The sequence below is a fragment of the Pseudomonas sp. Irchel 3H7 genome, assembly GCF_900187605.1.
GTDB lineage: Bacteria > Pseudomonadota > Gammaproteobacteria > Pseudomonadales > Pseudomonadaceae > Aquipseudomonas.
This window is the reverse complement of sequence record NZ_FYEA01000019.1, coordinates 54560-70687: the sequence shown is the minus strand read 5'-3', so window position 1 is coordinate 70687 and position 16128 is coordinate 54560. Positions and strand designations below refer to the sequence as shown.

At 59.2% G+C, this 16128-nt stretch carries 20 protein-coding genes; 10 read left to right on the top strand and 10 right to left on the bottom strand.

All coding sequences use genetic code 11. The features are described 5' to 3' along the window. Window positions 1–166: 166 nt before the first annotated feature. The 3 genes from CKW38_RS27700 to CKW38_RS27690 are packed head-to-tail and all read right to left on the bottom strand — an operon-like array spanning window position 167 to window position 1279. Entirely contained in the window at window positions 167–790 is a 624-nt protein-coding gene (locus CKW38_RS27700; RefSeq protein ID WP_095114388.1) for an SOS response-associated peptidase, read from the bottom strand. A gap of 36 nt (window positions 791–826) precedes the next feature. Beyond that, a complete protein-coding gene (locus CKW38_RS27695) occupies window positions 827–1087 on the bottom strand; it encodes a putative signal transducing protein (protein ID WP_007912819.1) in 261 nt (86 codons plus the stop codon). Window positions 1088–1096: 9 nt separating this feature from the next. Beyond that, the gene (locus CKW38_RS27690; RefSeq protein ID WP_007912820.1) at window positions 1097–1279 is read right to left on the bottom strand and encodes a CPXCG motif-containing cysteine-rich protein; all 183 of its coding nucleotides are present in this window, start codon (window positions 1277–1279) and stop codon (window positions 1097–1099) included. A gap of 142 nt (window positions 1280–1421) precedes the next feature. Here CKW38_RS27690 and CKW38_RS27685 point away from each other — a divergent pair, with 142 nt between their 5' ends. Beyond that, on the top strand, window positions 1422–2585 hold the full coding sequence (locus CKW38_RS27685; protein ID WP_007912824.1) for a 1-acyl-sn-glycerol-3-phosphate acyltransferase: 1164 nt from the start codon (window positions 1422–1424) through the stop codon (window positions 2583–2585). A gap of 88 nt (window positions 2586–2673) precedes the next feature. On the opposite strand, the gene CKW38_RS27680 is transcribed toward CKW38_RS27685, so the two are convergent. After that, window positions 2674–2952, bottom strand: a complete 279-nt coding sequence (locus tag CKW38_RS27680; protein WP_007912825.1) for a hypothetical protein — start codon at window positions 2950–2952, stop codon at window positions 2674–2676. 193 nt (window positions 2953–3145) lie between these two features. Between CKW38_RS27680 and CKW38_RS27675 the strand changes: the two genes are divergently transcribed. Beyond that, on the top strand, window positions 3146–3352 hold the full coding sequence (locus CKW38_RS27675) for a hypothetical protein (protein WP_008083982.1): 207 nt from the start codon (window positions 3146–3148) through the stop codon (window positions 3350–3352). Window positions 3353–3598: 246 nt separating this feature from the next. Here CKW38_RS27675 and CKW38_RS27670 read toward each other — a convergent pair whose 3' ends face one another. Further along, window positions 3599–4183 carry a YajG family lipoprotein gene (locus tag CKW38_RS27670; RefSeq protein WP_007912832.1) on the bottom strand — a complete coding sequence of 195 codons (585 nt, stop codon included), beginning with the start codon at window positions 4181–4183 and terminating at the stop codon, window positions 3599–3601. A 204-nt stretch (window positions 4184–4387) separates the two neighbouring features. Between CKW38_RS27670 and CKW38_RS27665 the strand changes: the two genes are divergently transcribed. Further along, window positions 4388–4621, top strand: coding sequence for a hypothetical protein (locus CKW38_RS27665; protein ID WP_007912834.1), 234 nt, complete (start codon window positions 4388–4390; stop codon window positions 4619–4621). Between the two features lie 709 nt (window positions 4622–5330). Beyond that, a complete protein-coding gene (mqo, locus tag CKW38_RS27660; protein WP_095114387.1) occupies window positions 5331–6839 on the top strand; it encodes a malate dehydrogenase (quinone) in 1509 nt (502 codons plus the stop codon). Window positions 6840–6976: 137 nt separating this feature from the next. Here the strand turns inward: mqo and CKW38_RS27655 are convergent, their stop codons facing one another. From CKW38_RS27655 to CKW38_RS27645, 3 genes are all read right to left on the bottom strand, one after another. Beyond that, a complete protein-coding gene (locus CKW38_RS27655; protein ID WP_007912836.1) occupies window positions 6977–7264 on the bottom strand; it encodes a PA4642 family protein in 288 nt (95 codons plus the stop codon). A 63-nt stretch (window positions 7265–7327) separates the two neighbouring features. After that, a complete protein-coding gene (locus tag CKW38_RS27650; RefSeq protein WP_095114386.1) occupies window positions 7328–7807 on the bottom strand; it encodes a hypothetical protein in 480 nt (159 codons plus the stop codon). A 161-nt stretch (window positions 7808–7968) separates the two neighbouring features. Beyond that, window positions 7969–8526, bottom strand: a complete 558-nt coding sequence (locus CKW38_RS27645) for a hypoxanthine-guanine phosphoribosyltransferase (protein ID WP_007912840.1) — start codon at window positions 8524–8526, stop codon at window positions 7969–7971. A gap of 176 nt (window positions 8527–8702) precedes the next feature. Here CKW38_RS27645 and upp point away from each other — a divergent pair, with 176 nt between their 5' ends. Both upp and CKW38_RS27635 read left to right on the top strand, forming a co-directional pair. Continuing rightward, window positions 8703–9341, top strand: coding sequence for a uracil phosphoribosyltransferase (gene upp, locus CKW38_RS27640; protein WP_007912842.1), 639 nt, complete (start codon window positions 8703–8705; stop codon window positions 9339–9341). A 2-nt stretch (window positions 9342–9343) separates the two neighbouring features. Further along, on the top strand, window positions 9344–10618 hold the full coding sequence (locus CKW38_RS27635; RefSeq protein ID WP_007912843.1) for a uracil-xanthine permease family protein: 1275 nt from the start codon (window positions 9344–9346) through the stop codon (window positions 10616–10618). Window positions 10619–10692: 74 nt separating this feature from the next. On the opposite strand, the gene hemH is transcribed toward CKW38_RS27635, so the two are convergent. Both hemH and CKW38_RS27625 read right to left on the bottom strand, forming a co-directional pair. Beyond that, the gene (gene hemH / locus CKW38_RS27630; RefSeq protein ID WP_095114385.1) at window positions 10693–11718 is read right to left on the bottom strand and encodes a ferrochelatase; all 1026 of its coding nucleotides are present in this window, start codon (window positions 11716–11718) and stop codon (window positions 10693–10695) included. 13 nt (window positions 11719–11731) lie between these two features. Further along, window positions 11732–12634 carry a TIGR01777 family oxidoreductase gene (locus tag CKW38_RS27625; protein WP_007912845.1) on the bottom strand — a complete coding sequence of 301 codons (903 nt, stop codon included), beginning with the start codon at window positions 12632–12634 and terminating at the stop codon, window positions 11732–11734. 197 nt (window positions 12635–12831) lie between these two features. Here CKW38_RS27625 and CKW38_RS27620 point away from each other — a divergent pair, with 197 nt between their 5' ends. The 4 genes from CKW38_RS27620 to CKW38_RS27605 all read left to right on the top strand — a co-directional run bounded on the left by CKW38_RS27620 (window position 12832) and on the right by CKW38_RS27605 (window position 16119). Next, window positions 12832–13818 carry an NAD(P)/FAD-dependent oxidoreductase gene (locus CKW38_RS27620; protein WP_007912846.1) on the top strand — a complete coding sequence of 329 codons (987 nt, stop codon included), beginning with the start codon at window positions 12832–12834 and terminating at the stop codon, window positions 13816–13818. Then, entirely contained in the window at window positions 13815–14033 is a 219-nt protein-coding gene (locus CKW38_RS27615; RefSeq protein WP_095114384.1) for a TIGR02450 family Trp-rich protein, read from the top strand. Before CKW38_RS27620 ends, CKW38_RS27615 begins: the two co-directional genes overlap by 4 nt. Window positions 14034–14215: 182 nt before the next feature. Then, entirely contained in the window at window positions 14216–15178 is a 963-nt protein-coding gene (locus CKW38_RS27610) for a DUF523 and DUF1722 domain-containing protein (protein ID WP_095114383.1), read from the top strand. Further along, on the top strand, window positions 15178–16119 hold the full coding sequence (locus CKW38_RS27605; RefSeq protein WP_007912849.1) for a MerR family transcriptional regulator: 942 nt from the start codon (window positions 15178–15180) through the stop codon (window positions 16117–16119). The genes CKW38_RS27610 and CKW38_RS27605 overlap by 1 nt, the downstream gene beginning before the upstream one ends. Window positions 16120–16128: the final 9 nt, after the last annotated feature.

Sequence of the window (16128 nt, the reverse complement as noted above, 5' to 3'; positions counted from 1 at the left end):
AACGAAGCTGCACGGTGGACACCTCTTCCCAAGACACAGGCCATCTCCTTCGCGATGAGCAATGTGTCTATTAAAATGTGTCCACCATGTCTCCGAACACCTGTCCACCATGTCTCCGGTACATACAGGGAGAGGGCTAGGGTGAGGGGCTTTTGACCTTCAGGCTTTAACCCGGAGTCAGACACTCCGGCCCATTGAGCTTGGGATCATTAATCAGATTCGCCAACACCCGCTCACGCAGCGCCGCCGGTTCACTGGCCAGCAACCCCTGCAATACATGTAACGGCGTCTCCGGATCCAGCCAAGCCGCCTGCCCCGCCTCATCCAAAATCAACGGCCGCCGCTGACTCGACGCCGGCTGAGTAATCACCGCCGTGCTCAGCCAGACCTGCTCCTGCACCGGATACGCCTCCCATATCGCCGCAAAAAACAGCGAAGCGCCCTCCCCCGGCGTCAGCCAGTAAGGCCGCTTGCGCTGGGTCCCGCGCCATTCGTAAAAACCATTCGCCGGCAGCAGGCAACGACGCTGACGCAGCGCCTCACGAAACATCGGTTGCTCAGCCACGGTTTCCGCGCGGGCATGCGCCGGCGTCTTCGATAAATCGGTCAGCCACGGCGGTGTCAGCCCCCAACGGGCGCGCGCCAACGTGCGCTGACCGGCTTCACCGGCACGCAGCATCAACACCGAATCATTGGGGGAAATGTTCCACTGCGCCTGCTGATCGGCGGGAAAACCTGGCAGGGCCGCGAAATCGCGGTTCCAGCGAAACAGGGCATAACGTCCACACATGGGGCAACACGACTCTGAAGTAAAACGAAGCTCAGCCTAACAGACCAGCGTCCCGGGGAAGCTCTCCGGTTCATCGCCGGGCAGCGGCAGCGCGGCATTGTACGCGGTGATCAACTCACGGGCGTATTCGGCCTGATCGTTATCCACAGACAAGCCCAACAGACCGAAGATCGGCAGCTCGCCGGTGCCACCGAGCAAATCGCGGCCAATCAAGTGCGCCTCGATGCCTTCGCTGGCGAGCATGCCCTTGAGCATTTCACCTTCCATCAGGTTTTCCGGCTCGTAGATTCGCTGCATGGGCGCGCCTCACTCGTTTTCGCTGAAGACTTCCAGAAACCAGTCCTCTTCGTGTACCTGCAATACAAACGTGATTGGCCGGCAACACACCTGACAATCTTCGATATAGGTCTGATCGCCACCGGACAGGTCCACTGACGTTTCGACCGTTTCCCCACAATAAGGACATTCGTATTCAGCAGGTTCCAGCATCGCGGTCTCCCAAGTGACTTGTGCGTATAATCGCCGGTCTATTTGCAGGGCTATTTTTGTCTGGCTACTTTTTCAGACCGTGCCCCGCGGGTTTTCGATCAAAACCTTTACTTACCCTAGCCGTTTCCAACAAGAGAGCATGATGGGCGAATTCGATGCCATCCGACCTTACGACGACAGCGAAGTACCTGTGGTACTGGCAAGACTGCTCGGCGACAAGGCGTTTCTAGATATCCTCACCCACTTCCGCTTCCCGCGTTTTGCCGGTGCCTTCGGCTGGATGCTCAAACCACTTATAGCCCATCGGCTGCGTCGTGAGTTCGCCGACGTGACCTCGGTGGCGACGTTGCAGGACAAGGTCGAGTCCTACGTCGACCACACCATCGAGCGCGCCACCGACGGCGTGACCTACACCGGTGTCGAGCAATTCAAGTCCGGCAGCGCCTATCTGTTCATCGCCAACCACCGCGACATCGTGATGGACCCGGCCTTCGTCAACTATGCCGTGTACCACGCAGGCCTGCCGACCCCGCGCATCGCGATCGGCGACAATCTGCTGCAGAAGCCGTTTGTCAGCGACCTGATGCGCTTGAACAAGAGCTTCATCGTTCACCGTTCGATCACCGGCCGTCGCGAGAAAATGGCTGCGTATCAACTGTTGTCGGCGTACATCAACCACTCGATCCGCAACGATTGCGCGTCGATCTGGATCGCTCAGGCCGAAGGTCGGGCGAAGGACGGCGACGATCGCACCGAGTCGGCGATCCTCAAGATGTTCCACATGAGCCGCAAGGACGAGCCGTTCGGCGAAGTCATTCGCTCGCTGAACGTCACCCCGGTGTCGATCAGCTACGAATACGACCCGTGCGACCAGGCCAAGGCCCGCGAGCTGTTCATCCGCGCCACCACCGGCACCTACGCGAAAGCGCCGGGCGAGGATGACGTAAGCATCGCCAAGGGCATCACCGGCTACAAGGGCCGGGTGCACGTGAACTTTGCTGCGCCAATCACCGAGCTGTTCGAAGACACCAAGCAATTGGCGGTCGAGATGGACAAGCAGATTCTCGGCGGCTACCGGTTATTCCCGGTGCATTACCTGGCGTATGCGCAGTGGGCCGATGCCGATCCGCAGTTGAATGTGCCGAAGGCTGCCGAGGTTTTCCCGGCGGATGAGCTGGCCAAGGCGCAGGAAGAGTGGCAGAGCCGGCTGGACGCTTGCCCTGAGGAGCATCGTCCGTATCTGGTCCTGCAATATGCGACGCCGGTGCGTAATCAATACCGGGTCAAGGCTGGGTTGCCGCTGTAAAACAACGGCAAGATCAAAAGATCGCAGCCTGCGGCAGCTCCTACAGGGGATTCGTGTAGGAGCTGCCGCAGGCTGCGATCTTTTGCTTTTAGAAGCGTGTGCTGATCCAGGAGACGATCAGGGCCAGAGCGAGGCAAGCAAAACCGAAGCGATAGAAAAACCGGTTCATGCGCAAGGTCGCCCAGTCCAGGATCGGCTCGGCATTCGGCTGTGCCTGACGCTGGGCGGCAATGCTGGCCATCGCGCGCTGTTCACGGCGGCGGGTCGCATGCAGCAGCCAACTGCCTGGAAACGCCAAGAGCAGCGCCAGCAGGTTGATCAATTTGGCGGGATGGGCGGTAAACAGTGTCATCAAGTGCAGCGACATCACAGACCTCTATCTGAACCGGTATGGCAGACGCCCGATCGACGACTGCGGCGCGGATTCTACCGAAACCCGAACGCCCTGCCCCAGGCTTTGCGACAAATTACCTGACAATCGACCGATGGCTGTCCTGTGTCACGGCATCGTCATGTGGATAGGCCACCCTGCGCGCCTCGAAACACACATGGAACGCGACATGCTTCACGCTGAAAACCAGGATCGTCTGTACCTCATCACGCCTTACGACGAACAACAAAGCCTCGTCGGCAGTCTCGCTTTTAACGTTCAGGATCGCCATTGGCTGGTGTATTGCGCGCTGGGCGGGCATCAGCATGCAGATTTGCCCGAGACGGATTTGCTGACGGGCGTCAGCGTGCTCGACTTCTATTCTCAGGCGGCCTGAAAATAGCAAAAGCACCCTCACCCTAGCCCTCTCCCAGAAGGAGAGGGGACTGACCGAGGTGTTTATTCGAGATACATCGACCTGAAAAACTCGAGTTGAACTCCGGTTCTGAAAAGCCCCCGATCGGCTCCCTTTCCCCCTCGCCCCCCTGGGGGAGAGGGCTGGGGTGAGGGGGTAGGATTTCAGGCCCCACAAAAAAGCCCGGAACCATCACTGGCCCCGGGCTTTTTCACATCCGCCGAAAACTTACTCAGCCAGCACCTGACCCACAGTCGGATCCTTGAACAGACGCGTCAGCGCATCGCTCAACACATCGCTGACCAGTTTGGTGTTGGTTTCCTGGTTCGGCGCCATGCCGAAACGCTGGTCCAGCGACGCACCGTAACGGCCGCTGTAGCGACGGTTGGCGTTCTGCACGTCGGAGCGGAAGGTCGCGCCGATGGTCGCTTCGGTCACGTACATGCCTTCTTTAGGCGACTGATACTTCAGTTCGGCCAACGTCACGGTCAACTGCGGCGCGTTTGGCGCGTTGTTGGTCGGGGTGAAGCCGAGCAGACGCACGGCGGCTTCAGCCTGAGCCTGCAACTTCGGCAGGATCTGCTCGCGCTGCACGGTGATGGCGCTGGTTTCCGGGTACAGGCCGCCACGGGTGCCCAACGTTGGCGACGGGCGACCGTCGACCACACGCACGACAACTGGCTGGCCACGGCCGACCGCTGGCAGCTGAGTGGTCAGCTTTGGCTCCGGGCTCAGTTGTTGCGGGCTGTGGGCGCAGCCGGCCAGGGTCAAACCGGCCACAGTGATCAAACCGAACAACAGGCGTTGCAACATGCTCTTCTCTCCAGAATCAGGCACAAACAGGCCGGCAGTATAGCGGTGGGCCACTGCGGGTAACCAGCGCCCGGCAGCGAATACTGAAATGTCTGACAAAGCCTTGGGAAAGCGGTTCCTGTCACAGATTATTCACCCGCCATACACGTTGACGTCACGGCGCTTTGACAACCTTGCAATCAGTCCCCCACAAGGTACTCAATCATGCGTTATCTGATCTCGTTGTTCGCCCCACGTCCGCTGCATCGCAGCTTCGCCCTGCTCGACCGCAACGGCCATTGCCAGGCATTCAAGCAGTGCAGCCTGCAGCCGATGGGTGACGGTTGGGTGGAAATCGAAGAAATCCGCCTCAACTGGTTGCACCAGCCACTGCCCGCCAGCGCCCGCGTCATAGCGTCGCAGCCCCGCGCACGGGTGCAAGCGATGTTGAGCATCTGACCGGATGCCTAATAAAAGTCATTAAACACGAGCAACTGCCCGCATTTCTTCGATACAATCTCCCCCCGATTATAAGGACGTCTCCTGATCGGGCCCCGCAACAGCGTCAATGCGCATGCATCGACACCCAAAATCGCCCACAGAGAGCCGCCCACACAGATCGAGTGAAGTTGGCGCGCTTGCCTGTTCTTCCGGCAAAAACCCCGCTTTTCGCGAATCTGCAGAGCTGTCATGACGCTCGGCCACCGCGTTGTTTTGCCTTTGCGGGCAAGGTGCCAGGCCTGGACAGCCCTTTTTTGAGGTTCACGTCTTCAAAAGAGCGTGAAAAAAACGGGTTTTCACAACTTCACAAGAGTGTGGCGAGCAAATGAAAAGTTTTGCGTCTGAACATGCACCATTAGCGTCTGAAACAGCCCAACGACACAGGACCGGGTATACCTCGAATATCGGAGCCTGAAGCCTGTCCGCTACGGATTTGGTTGCACAAAAACGGATGTCTCGACCATAAGTCGAATTGCCAGCTGCGTGCTGAAATGAGTTCATGGAGCTCTTGAAGCCAAGCCGCATACATCCGTCGAAGTTGCGAAAAATTGCGAAGATTCGGACATGGCGAACCTGACCACGGATAGCTGGGGCACAACTGACCTGTCCCGGAACGCCTGGCAGCCATGCCGACAATTTGGTGCTGCAGATTTTGGAGACGCGTTAAATGGCGCATAACGAAGCAGTCGACGTAGTTCTGGTTGGGGCGGGCATCATGAGTGCCACCCTTGCCGTGCTGCTCAAAGAGCTCGACCCCGCGATCAAGCTGGAAGTCGTCGAGCTGATGGATTCCGGTGCCGCAGAGAGTTCCAACCCTTGGAACAACGCCGGTACCGGCCACGCCGGTCTGTGCGAGCTGAACTACACGCCGCAGGCCGCCGATGGCACCGTCGACATCAAGAAAGCCGTGCACATCAACACCCAGTTCGAGGTGTCGAAGCAGTTCTGGTCGTACCTGACCAAGAAAGGCACCTTCGGCTCGTGCAAATCCTTCATCAGCCCGGTACCGCACCTGAGTTTCGTCCAGGGCGACTCCGGCGTGTCGTTCCTGAAAGAACGCTTTGACGTGCTGCACAAGCACCACGCCTTCGCCGACATGGAATACACCGAAGACAAGGCCAAAATGGCCGAATGGATGCCGTTGATGATGCCGGGCCGCTCGCCGGACGAAGTCCTCGCCGCCACTCGCGTGATGAACGGCACCGACGTCAACTTTGGCGCCCTGACCAATCAGTTGCTCAAGCACCTGACCAGCGCACCCGACACCCAAGTCAAATACTGCAAGCGCGTCACCGGCCTCAAGCGTAACGGCGCTGGCTGGACCGTGAGCATCAAGGACGTCAACAACGGCAACACCCGTGAAGTCGACGCCAAGTTCGTCTTCCTCGGCGCCGGCGGTGCCGCCCTGCCATTGCTGCAGGCTTCGGGCATCGAAGAAAGCAAAGGCTTCGGCGGCTTCCCGATCAGTGGCCAATGGCTGCGCTGCGACAATCCGGAAGTGGTCAAACAGCACCAGGCCAAGGTTTACAGCCAGGCCGCCGTGGGTTCGCCACCGATGTCGGTGCCGCACCTGGACACCCGCGTGGTCGACGGCAAGAAATCCCTGCTGTTCGGGCCATACGCCGGTTTCACCACCAAGTTCCTCAAGCACGGTTCCTTCATGGACCTGCCGCTGTCGGTGCGCGCCGGCAACATCGGGCCGATGCTGGCCGTGGCGAAAAACAACATGGACCTGACCAAATACCTGGTCAGCGAAGTGATGCAGTCGATGGAACAGCGTCTGGATTCCCTGCGCCGTTTCTACCCTGAGGCGAAAGCCGAAGACTGGCGCCTGGAAGTGGCCGGCCAACGGGTGCAGATCATCAAGAAAGACCCGAAAAAAGGCGGCATCCTGCAGTTCGGTACCGAACTGGTTGCGGCCAAGGACGGTTCCCTCGCCGCCCTGCTCGGTGCTTCGCCAGGTGCGTCGGTGACCGTTTCGATCATGCTGGAACTGATCGAGAAGTGCTTCCCGGCCAAGGCCAAGGGTGAGTGGGCTGGCAAACTGGCCGAGATCTTCCCGGCCCGTGAAAAGGTTCTGGAAACCGATGCTGCGCTGTATCGCAAGATCAATACGCAGAACAACATCGCGCTGGAGCTGGTTGAAGAAAGCAGCGAGACCCCAAGCTACGCTTGATCAAGCCGCATAAAAAACGCCCCAATCGGGGCGTTTTTTTATGTCTGTCAGAAGCAAAAGATCGCAGCCTGCGGCAGCTCCTACATGGGATGTGTATTTATCCTGTAGGAGCTGCCGAAGGCTGCGATCTTTTGATCTTAAGCGCGAGCTTTATCGATCAGCTCGATGTAGTCCGGGGCGTTGCGCTGATCGGCGATCAGGTCAACAAAGGTCTTGCCCTGCTCGTCCTTGCCATCGACGTCGTAACCGGCCTCGACGAAGAAGCCGAGGAAGCGTTCGAAGTCATCGATACGCAGGCCACGGTAGGCCTTGATCAGTTTGTGCAGCGACGGCGAAGTGGCGTCGACCGGTTCAAAATCGAGGAACAGCTTGATCTGCTCATCGCCGATCTCGTCACCAATCACTTGTTTCTTATCTTTACGCATTGCCGACTCCAGCTCGCAGACATTACACGGGGCGGGCAGTTTACCCCTGCCCGGCCGCCGGGCTCAACGCGATCGCACCGCCCCGGTGTGCAAATCGGCCCAGATATGGCCGTTGGCGTAACTGAGGAACTGCACATACACGGTGTCATTGCGCAGCAGATCGACGATCACGCGGTATTGGGCCTGTGGATAAAACAACGTCAGGGTTTTGCTCTTGTCGTCGTAGACCGGTTTTTTCAGGCTTTTACTTTCGCCGTCGAAATTGACCAGCACTTGGGTGATGGTCGCTCCCTTGTTCAAGGACTTGCCCTTGAGGCGGATCATCAACGGCGAGGTAACCGGAATCGGCTGCTGATTGGACTGACGTTGCGCGCCGACGACCACCGAGTAATCGGTGACCTGCAGAAGTTGCTGCTGCTCGGGCTCGGCATCGCGCACGGTCAGATCGTCCGGCGGCAGGAATTGGCTGTGCATCGGCGCGGCGGACAGCGGCAGGCTGAGGATCAGTAAAAGCGCGGCGAGGCTGCGGATCAAGAGGCGCATGACAGGCTCCGGAGGGCGGGGCCGAGCACTCTAGCATGGGTATCACGCAAACAAATGTAGGAGTGAGCCTGCTCGCGATTGCGGTCTGTCAGCAACGTTGATGTTGGCTGATACGACGCTATCGCGAGCAGGCTCACTCCTACAGGGGATGGTGCAGGGTCTTACATGCCTTTAACGGCAAAAATCCCGTTGGCGTTGCGCCAGTAGCCTTTGTAGTCCATGCCGTAACCGAAGATGTAGCGGTCAATGCACGGCAGGCCAACGAAATCGGCTTTCAGGTCAGGACGCGCTTTGCGGTCGTGGTCCTTGTCGATCAGTACGGCGGTGTGCACTTTGCGCGCGCCGGCGTGTTTGCAGAAGTCGATGATCGCACCGAGGGTGTGACCTTCGTCGAGGATGTCGTCGATGATCAGTACGTCGCGGTCGATGAACGAGACTTCCGGCTTGGCTTTCCAGAACAGGTCGCCGCCGCTGGTTTCGTTGCGATAACGGGTCGCGTGCAGGTAGGAGGCTTCCAGCGGGAAGTGCAGATGCGTCAGCAGTTTGCCGGAGAAGATCAGGCCGCCGTTCATCACGCAGAACACCACCGGGTTGCTGTCAGCCAGTTGTTCGTTGATTTGTGCACCGACACGGGCGATGGCCGCCTCGACTTCAGACTCGGTGTACAGGCAGTCAGCCTCTCGCATGATTTGACGGATATGCTCGAGATCAGCGGACATGGCGCTCTCCAGGGGGGGGAATGTGGGGGGGTATGGCTGCGAAAAGCGGGCAAAGGTACGCATCTCGCGAGGCCGAATCAAGCCTTTATGGACTAACGTACAGAATGTCCTATAGGACATCACCCTCGGATAGATTAATCTAGGCCGGTTTTTTTGCCCGCCGCCGGAGTTTTTCCATGCCCATCCTCGAGATCCGCCATCCGCTGATCCGTCATAAACTCGGCCTGATGCGCCGCGCCGATATCAGCACCAAGAACTTCCGTGAGCTCGCTCAGGAAGTCGGCGCCCTGTTGACCTATGAAGCTACAAAAGATTTGCCGCTGGAGTCCTACGATATTGCAGGCTGGTGCGGCACCGTGTCGGTCGAGAAAATCGCCGGCAAGAAGATCACTGTCGTGCCGATCCTGCGCGCCGGCATCGGCATGCTCGAAGGCGTGCTGAGCCTGATCCCGGGTGCCAAGGTTTCCGCTGTGGGTGTCGCCCGCAACGAAGAAACCCTGCAAGCGCACACCTATCTGGAAAAACTGGTTCCGGAAATCGACGAACGGTTGGCGATGATCATCGACCCGATGCTCGCCACTGGCAGCTCGATGGTTGCGACCATCGACCTGTTGAAAAAGGCTGGTTGCAAAGACATCCGCGCGATGGTGCTGGTTGCCGCGCCGGAAGGTATCGCAGCAGTCGAAAAAGCTCACCCGGACGTGACCATCTACACCGCGTCCATTGATGAGCGCTTGAACGAGCACGGTTACATCATTCCTGGACTTGGCGACGCCGGTGACAAGATCTTCGGCACCAAGCAGAAGGACGCGTGACCATGCAGCAAGAGTTCAACGATCCGCTCTGGCGCACGGTGCTGTCCGGCGCCCAGATGCTGTTCGTGGCTTTCGGCGCTTTGGTGCTGATGCCGCTGATCACGGGCCTGGACCCGAACGTGGCACTGTTTACCGCAGGTCTTGGGACGATCCTGTTCCAGATCGTCACCGGGCGTCAGGTGCCGGTGTTTCTGGCGTCGAGCTTCGCTTTCATCACCCCGATCATTCTCGCCAAGGGCCAGTTCGGCCTCGCCGCGACCATGGGCGGAGTGATGGCAGCCGGTTTCGTCTACACCTTCCTCGGCCTTGCCGTGAAGATCAAAGGCACGGGCTTTATCGACCGTCTGCTGCCACCGGTGGTGATTGGTCCGGTGATCATTTCCATCGGCCTGGCCATGGCACCGATTGCCGCAAACATGGCAATGGGCAAGGCTGGCGACGGTTCCGAACTGATCCACTACCAGACCGCGATGATGATCTCGATGCCGGCATTGCTGACCACGTTGATCGTGGCGGTGTTCGGTAAAGGCATCTTCCGTCTGGTGCCGATTATTTCCGGCGTGCTGGTCGGTTTTGCCATGGCGTTCTACTTCGGTGTCGTTGATACCGCGAAGATTGCCGCAGCGCCCTGGTTTGCGATTCCGCATTTCACCGCGCCGGAGTTTAACTGGCAGGCGATTCTGTTCATTGTTCCGGTGGCATTGGCCCCGGCCATTGAGCACATCGGTGGCGTGATTGCCGTCGGCAGCGTGACCGGTCGCGACTATCTGAAGAAGCCGGGCCTGCATCGCACCCTGCTCGGTGACGGCATTGCCACCACCGCAGCCGGCCTGTTCGGCGGCCCACCAAACACCACCTACGCCGAAGTAACGGGCGCGGTGATGCTGACCAAGAACTACAACCCGAAAATCATGACCTGGGCGGCGATCTTCGCCATCAGCCTGGCGTTCATCGGCAAGTTCGGCGCGCTGCTGCAAAGCATTCCGGTGCCGGTGATGGGCGGGATTCTGTGCCTGTTGTTCGGTTCGATTGCGGCCGTGGGGATGAACACCCTGATCCGTCACAAGATCGATCTGGGCGAAGCGCGCAATCTGGTCATTGTGTCGGTGACGCTGGTGTTCGGCATTGGCGGTGTGCTGGTCGGCACCGGCACTGGCCCGGATGATTTCGGCCTCAAAGGCATCGCGCTGTGCGCGGTGGTGGCGATTGCGCTGAACCTGATTCTGCCGGGCAATGATGGCTGGAAGAACAAGAAGGCGGATGAGCCGCTGATCTAACCCCTTAGATCTGATCGTTCCCACGCTCTGCGTGGGAACGATCATGTGGGAGTGAGCCTGCTCGCGATTCGCTTTCAGAGCGCCAGCGGCGCTCGCTCGCAGAGAGTCGCCAAGGCTTTCGCCCAATGCGTGTCATCATTCAGGCACGGCACCAGCACCAACTCTTCGCCCCCCGCTTCGCGGAACTGTTCCTTGCCTCGATCACCAATCTCTTCCAGCGTCTCGATGCAATCGGCGACAAACGCCGGGCACATCACCAGTATTTTCTTCACGCCGCTTTTCGCCAGTTCATCCAGCCGCGCTTCGGTGTACGGCTCGATCCACTTGGCCCGACCCAGACGCGACTGAAACGACACCGACCATTTGCCATCCGGCAGGCCCATGCGCGCAGCAAACAACGCCGCGGTCCGCAGGCATTGCGCGCGATAACAGGTCGCCAATACCGCAGGCGAAGCGTTCTTGCAGCAGTCGTCATTCTTGAAACAATGATTGCCGGTCGGATCGAGTTTGGTCAGGTGCCGCTCAGGCAGACCGTGGAAGCTCAGCAGCAAGTGATCGTAATCCTGCTGCAAATGTGGCCGGGCGCTTTCAACCAGCGCATCGAGGTATTCCGGCTGATCGTAGAACGGCTGCAGCACCGACAATTGCACGTCGAGCTTCTTCTGGCGAATCACCCGTTTGGCTTCTTCGATCACCGTGGTCGTAGTGCTGTCAGCGAACTGCGGATACAGCGGCGCCAGCGTGATGCGCTTGTGCCCCGCCGCCACCAGCTTGAGCAAACAGGTTTCAATCGACGGCTCGCCGTAACGCATCGCCAGTTCCACCGGGCCGTGATTCCACTGTGCGGTCATCTGCTGTTGCAGACGACGGCTGAGCACCACCAGCGGTGAGCCCTCCTCCCACCAGATCGAGGCGTAAGCGTGGGCCGATTGTTCCGGGCGCTTGACCAGGATCAGCGACACCAGCAAACGCCGCACCGGCCACGGCAGGTCGATCACGTACGGGTCCATCAGGAATTGGTTGAGGTAGCTGCGTACATCGGCCACTGAGGTTGAGGCCGGGGAACCCAGGTTGACCAGAAGCAAAGCGTGATCGGTCATGCAACGTCCTATTTCAGAGGCGGCTGGAGAGATCGTCCAGGGCCGCGCGTAAATCCGTGAACTGGAAAGTGAAACCCGCTTCCAGCAAGCGTGCCGGCAGGGCCTTCTGGCCGCCGAGCAACAACAAAGACATTTCGCCGAGGCCGACTTTCAGTGCCAGCGTCGGCATCGGCATGAACGCCGGGCGGTGCAGAACGCTGCCCAGCGTCTTGGCAAATTCGCGATTGCGCACAGGTTGCGGCGCGCACGCATTATAAGGACCACTGGCCTGATCACGATGCAGAAGAAAATCAATCAGGGCGATTTGATCGTTGATATGAATCCACGGCATCCACTGCCGACCATTGCCCAAAGGCCCACCCAGCCCGAGCTTGAAGGGCAACAGCAAGCGCGACAAAAAGCCGCCCTCGGCCGACAGCACCAGACCCGTTCGCACCAGCACCACGCGGATTCCCTGCGCTTCGGCACGTTGCGCGGTTTCTTCCCAGGCGATGCACAACTGGCTGGCGAAATCATCGATCACCGGCGGCGAATCTTCCGTCAGTTCGCGCTCACCGCCGTCGCCGTACCAGCCGATCGCCGACCCGGAGATCAGCAACGCCGGTTTTTGTGATCGCGTTTCCAGCCAGGCCAACAGGGTTTCGGTCAGGGTGATGCGGCTGCTCCACAGCAACGCTTTGCGTCGATGGGTCCACGGCCGATCGGCAATCGGCGCACCGGCCAGATTGATGATCGCGTCGACCGACTCTTCGCCGAGGTCTTCCAGGCGCGCAATACCACGTACCTGCGCACCACAGATTTTCGCGACTTTCTCCGGCTTGCGGCTCCACACCGTCAAGCGATGGCCCTGCCCCAACCAGTGTCGGCAGAGCGCACGTCCAATCAAACCAGTACCGCCGGTCAGCAATATGTGCATGACATCTTCCTCGCGTGGCGTTTAACCCGGATCACTAGTCTATTTTTATAAGCAGGGATCTTTTCTATCGGGCAGGCTCTATTGTTTAACCATAGGCCAAGCTGTCAGAACGAGAACGCTAGAAGTTATACCAAAAAACAAAATTGTACAGGTTTCATCCACGGCGTAGTCTGTACAGAAAGGTAAACGAGGCCCCTATGACTGTACCTATCGCAATCATCGGCACCGGCATCGCCGGGCTCTCCGCCGCCCAGGCTCTGACAGAGAGCGGGCACACCGTTCAATTATTCGACAAAAGTCGCGGCAGCGGCGGGCGTATGTCGAGCAAGCGCAGTGACGCTGGCTCGCTGGACATGGGCGCGCAATATTTCACTGCCCGCGACCGCCGCTTCGTCACCGAAGTGCAGCGTTGGCAAAGCCAGGGTTGGGTCGCCGAGTGGACGCCACAGCTCTACACCTATCAGGGCGGGCAACTGAACCTGTCGCCGGACGAGCAGACCCGATGGGTCGGTGCGCCGCGCATGAGCGCCATTACTCGTGGCTTGCTTGACGGTCTGGAAGTGCACTTTGCCTGCCGGATTACCGAGGTCTATCGCGGTGAAGAACATTGGCACTTGCAGGACGCCGAAGGTTTCACGCACGGGCCGTTCAGTCATGTCGTGATCGCCACGCCAGCACCGCAAGCGACTGCCCTGCTGGCCGCCGCACCGAAACTTGCCGGGGCCGCCGCCGGGGTGAAAATGGACCCGACCTGGGCCGTCGCCCTCGCTTTCGAAACACCACTGGATACGCCGATCGAAGGTTGTTTTGTGCAGGACAGCCCGCTCGACTGGTTGGCGCGAAACCGCAGTAAACCGGGGCGCGACAACACCCTCGACACGTGGGTGCTGCATGCCACCAGCGCGTGGAGCCGGCAACACATCGACTTGTCCAAGGAAGCGGTGATCGAGCAACTGCACGGTGCCTTTGCCGAATTGCTGCACAGCGCCATGCCTGCGCCGACCTTCAGCCTCGCCCACCGCTGGCTCTATGCGCGACCCGCGACGGGCCACGAATGGGGCACGCTGGCCGATGCCGATCTGGGCCTCTACGCTTGCGGCGACTGGTGCCTGTCCGGGCGCGTCGAAGGCGCTTGGCTCAGTGGCCAGGAAGCTGCACGACGCTTGCACGAACACCTGCAATGAACCGCATCAATCCGCAAAAATTGCTGCTGTCGAAATGGACAGCAGCTCAACCGCTGAATCGTGAAAAACATTTTCTGGTGACCGAACTGTTCCGAGATGAGGAAGGTACGGTGCTGGAAGTCGAATTGCAGGCGGTGTTGACCAAGCGTGCCGAACGACTCGATTGGCAAGCGCTACAAAACAGCACTCACTGGAAAATCGGTTGGCTCATGTAGGAGCTGCCGAAGGCTGCGATCTTTTGATTTTGCTTTACAACCACAACATCAAAAGATCGCAGCCTTCGGCAGCTGCTCCTACAGAAAGTTGTACAAATAATTTGACTTGTACACCCATGAATCTATGCTGACGAAAGTTGTACAGAGATCTACCTCTGTACAGGTATAGATTCGAGGTGCCCATGTCAGATACTTGCGTAGCCAAGCCAAAAATCGCCATCAGCGCCTGCCTGCTGGGTGCCGAGGTGCGCTTCAACGGTGGGCACAAGGAATCGCGACTGTGCAGCCGCACCCTCACCGAGCATTTCGATTTTGTCCCGGTATGCCCTGAAGTCGCCATCGGCCTGGGCATCCCGCGCGAACCGATCCGCCTCGTTGGCGAGGCCGAGCATCCGCAAGCGGTCGGCACGGTCAACCCGGCGATCAACGTCACCCAGCCATTGGCCGAGTACGGCACGAAAATGGCCGCCGAGCTTGATGACATCTGCGGCTACATCTTCATGCAGCAATCGCCGTCCTGCGGCCTCGAACGGGTCAAGGTCTACCACACCAACGGCGCCCCGATTAACGGCGGTGGGCGCGGTATTTACGCCCAGGCGTTCTGCGCGCGCCATCCGGATTTGCCGGTGGAAGAAGCCGGGCGACTCAACGATCCGGTGCTGCGCGAGAACTTCATCACCCGCGTGTTCGCCTACAGCGAATGGCAACACGTCCTTGCCGGTGGCCTGAGTCGTCGCGCCCTCACCGAATTCCATTCGCGCTATAAATATTTGTTGATGGCGCACAATCCGCCGCAATACAAAGCGCTGGGCAAAATGCTCGGCAACATGGCCGACACCGATCCCGCCGAACTCGGCCCGCGCTATTTCAGCGAACTGATGGCGGCATTGAAGAAATGCGCCACCCGTGGCACGCACTGCAACGTTTTGCTGCACATCAGCGGTTATCTGAAACAGGCAATCAGCGCCGAAGACAAACAGGAAATGCAACACGTCATCGGCCAGTACCGCCAAGGCATCGTGCCGCTGGTGGTGCCGTTGACGCTGCTCAAGCACCACTTTCGCCTCCATCCGGATTCGTACATCGCGCAACAGGTTTACCTGCAACCGCACCCGGAAAACCTCAGCCTGCGAAACGCAATCTAATGAACGACAAAATGGATACCAGCGCCCAGGAAGACCTTGGCGCTGATTTTAAAAAAGCCCTCGACGAGGGCTGGCTGCCGATCCGCGAAGTCGCCCGGCAGACCGGCGTCAACGCGATTACCCTGCGTGCGTGGGAACGCCGCTACGGGCTGGTCGTGCCGCAACGCACGCCCAAGGGCCACCGGCTGTATTCGGCCGAACATGTGCAGCGGATTCTGACCATCCTTACCTGGCTCAACCGTGGCGTCGCGGTCAGCCAGGTCAAACCTCTGCTCGACACACCACAGGCGTTCAGCGAAACCGTGGAAAACGACTGGCAGCGGTTGCGCCAGACACTGCTGACGGCCGTCACGCAACTCAATGAACGCAGCCTCGACGACAGTGTCAATCAGGCCATGGCGCTCTACCCGCCACGCACATTGTGCGAGCAATTGCTGATGCCGCTGTTGGCGGAACTGGAGCAGCGCTGGCAAGGCCAGTTCGGCGCACAGATGGAGCGGGTGTTCTTTTATTCGTGGTTACGCAGCAAATTCGGCACACGCATCTACCATAACAATCGTCAGTTGCATGGCGCCCCGCTGCTATTGATCAATCATTCCGACCTGCCACTGGAACCTCATCTGTGGCTGTGCGCGTGGCTGATCAGTAGCGCTGATTGTCCGGTGCAAGTGTTTGACTGGCCGCTGCCTGCCGCCGAACTGGCGCTGGCGGTCGAACATCTGCAAGCCCGTGGCGTACTGCTGTATTCCAGCAAAGCCATGAACCTTGCGCAGTTGCCCAAACTACTGAACGGAGTCGGTTGTACCAAGATGCTGGTCGGACCAACGGTATGCATCCACCACGCCGAGTTGTCCGTAAAAACCTCAGAGATGGCTGATGTGTTCCTGGCTGAAGACGCGCTTGTAGCGCACCAGGTGCTCGTTCAGCGTGGGCTGATCTAATGGACGCAG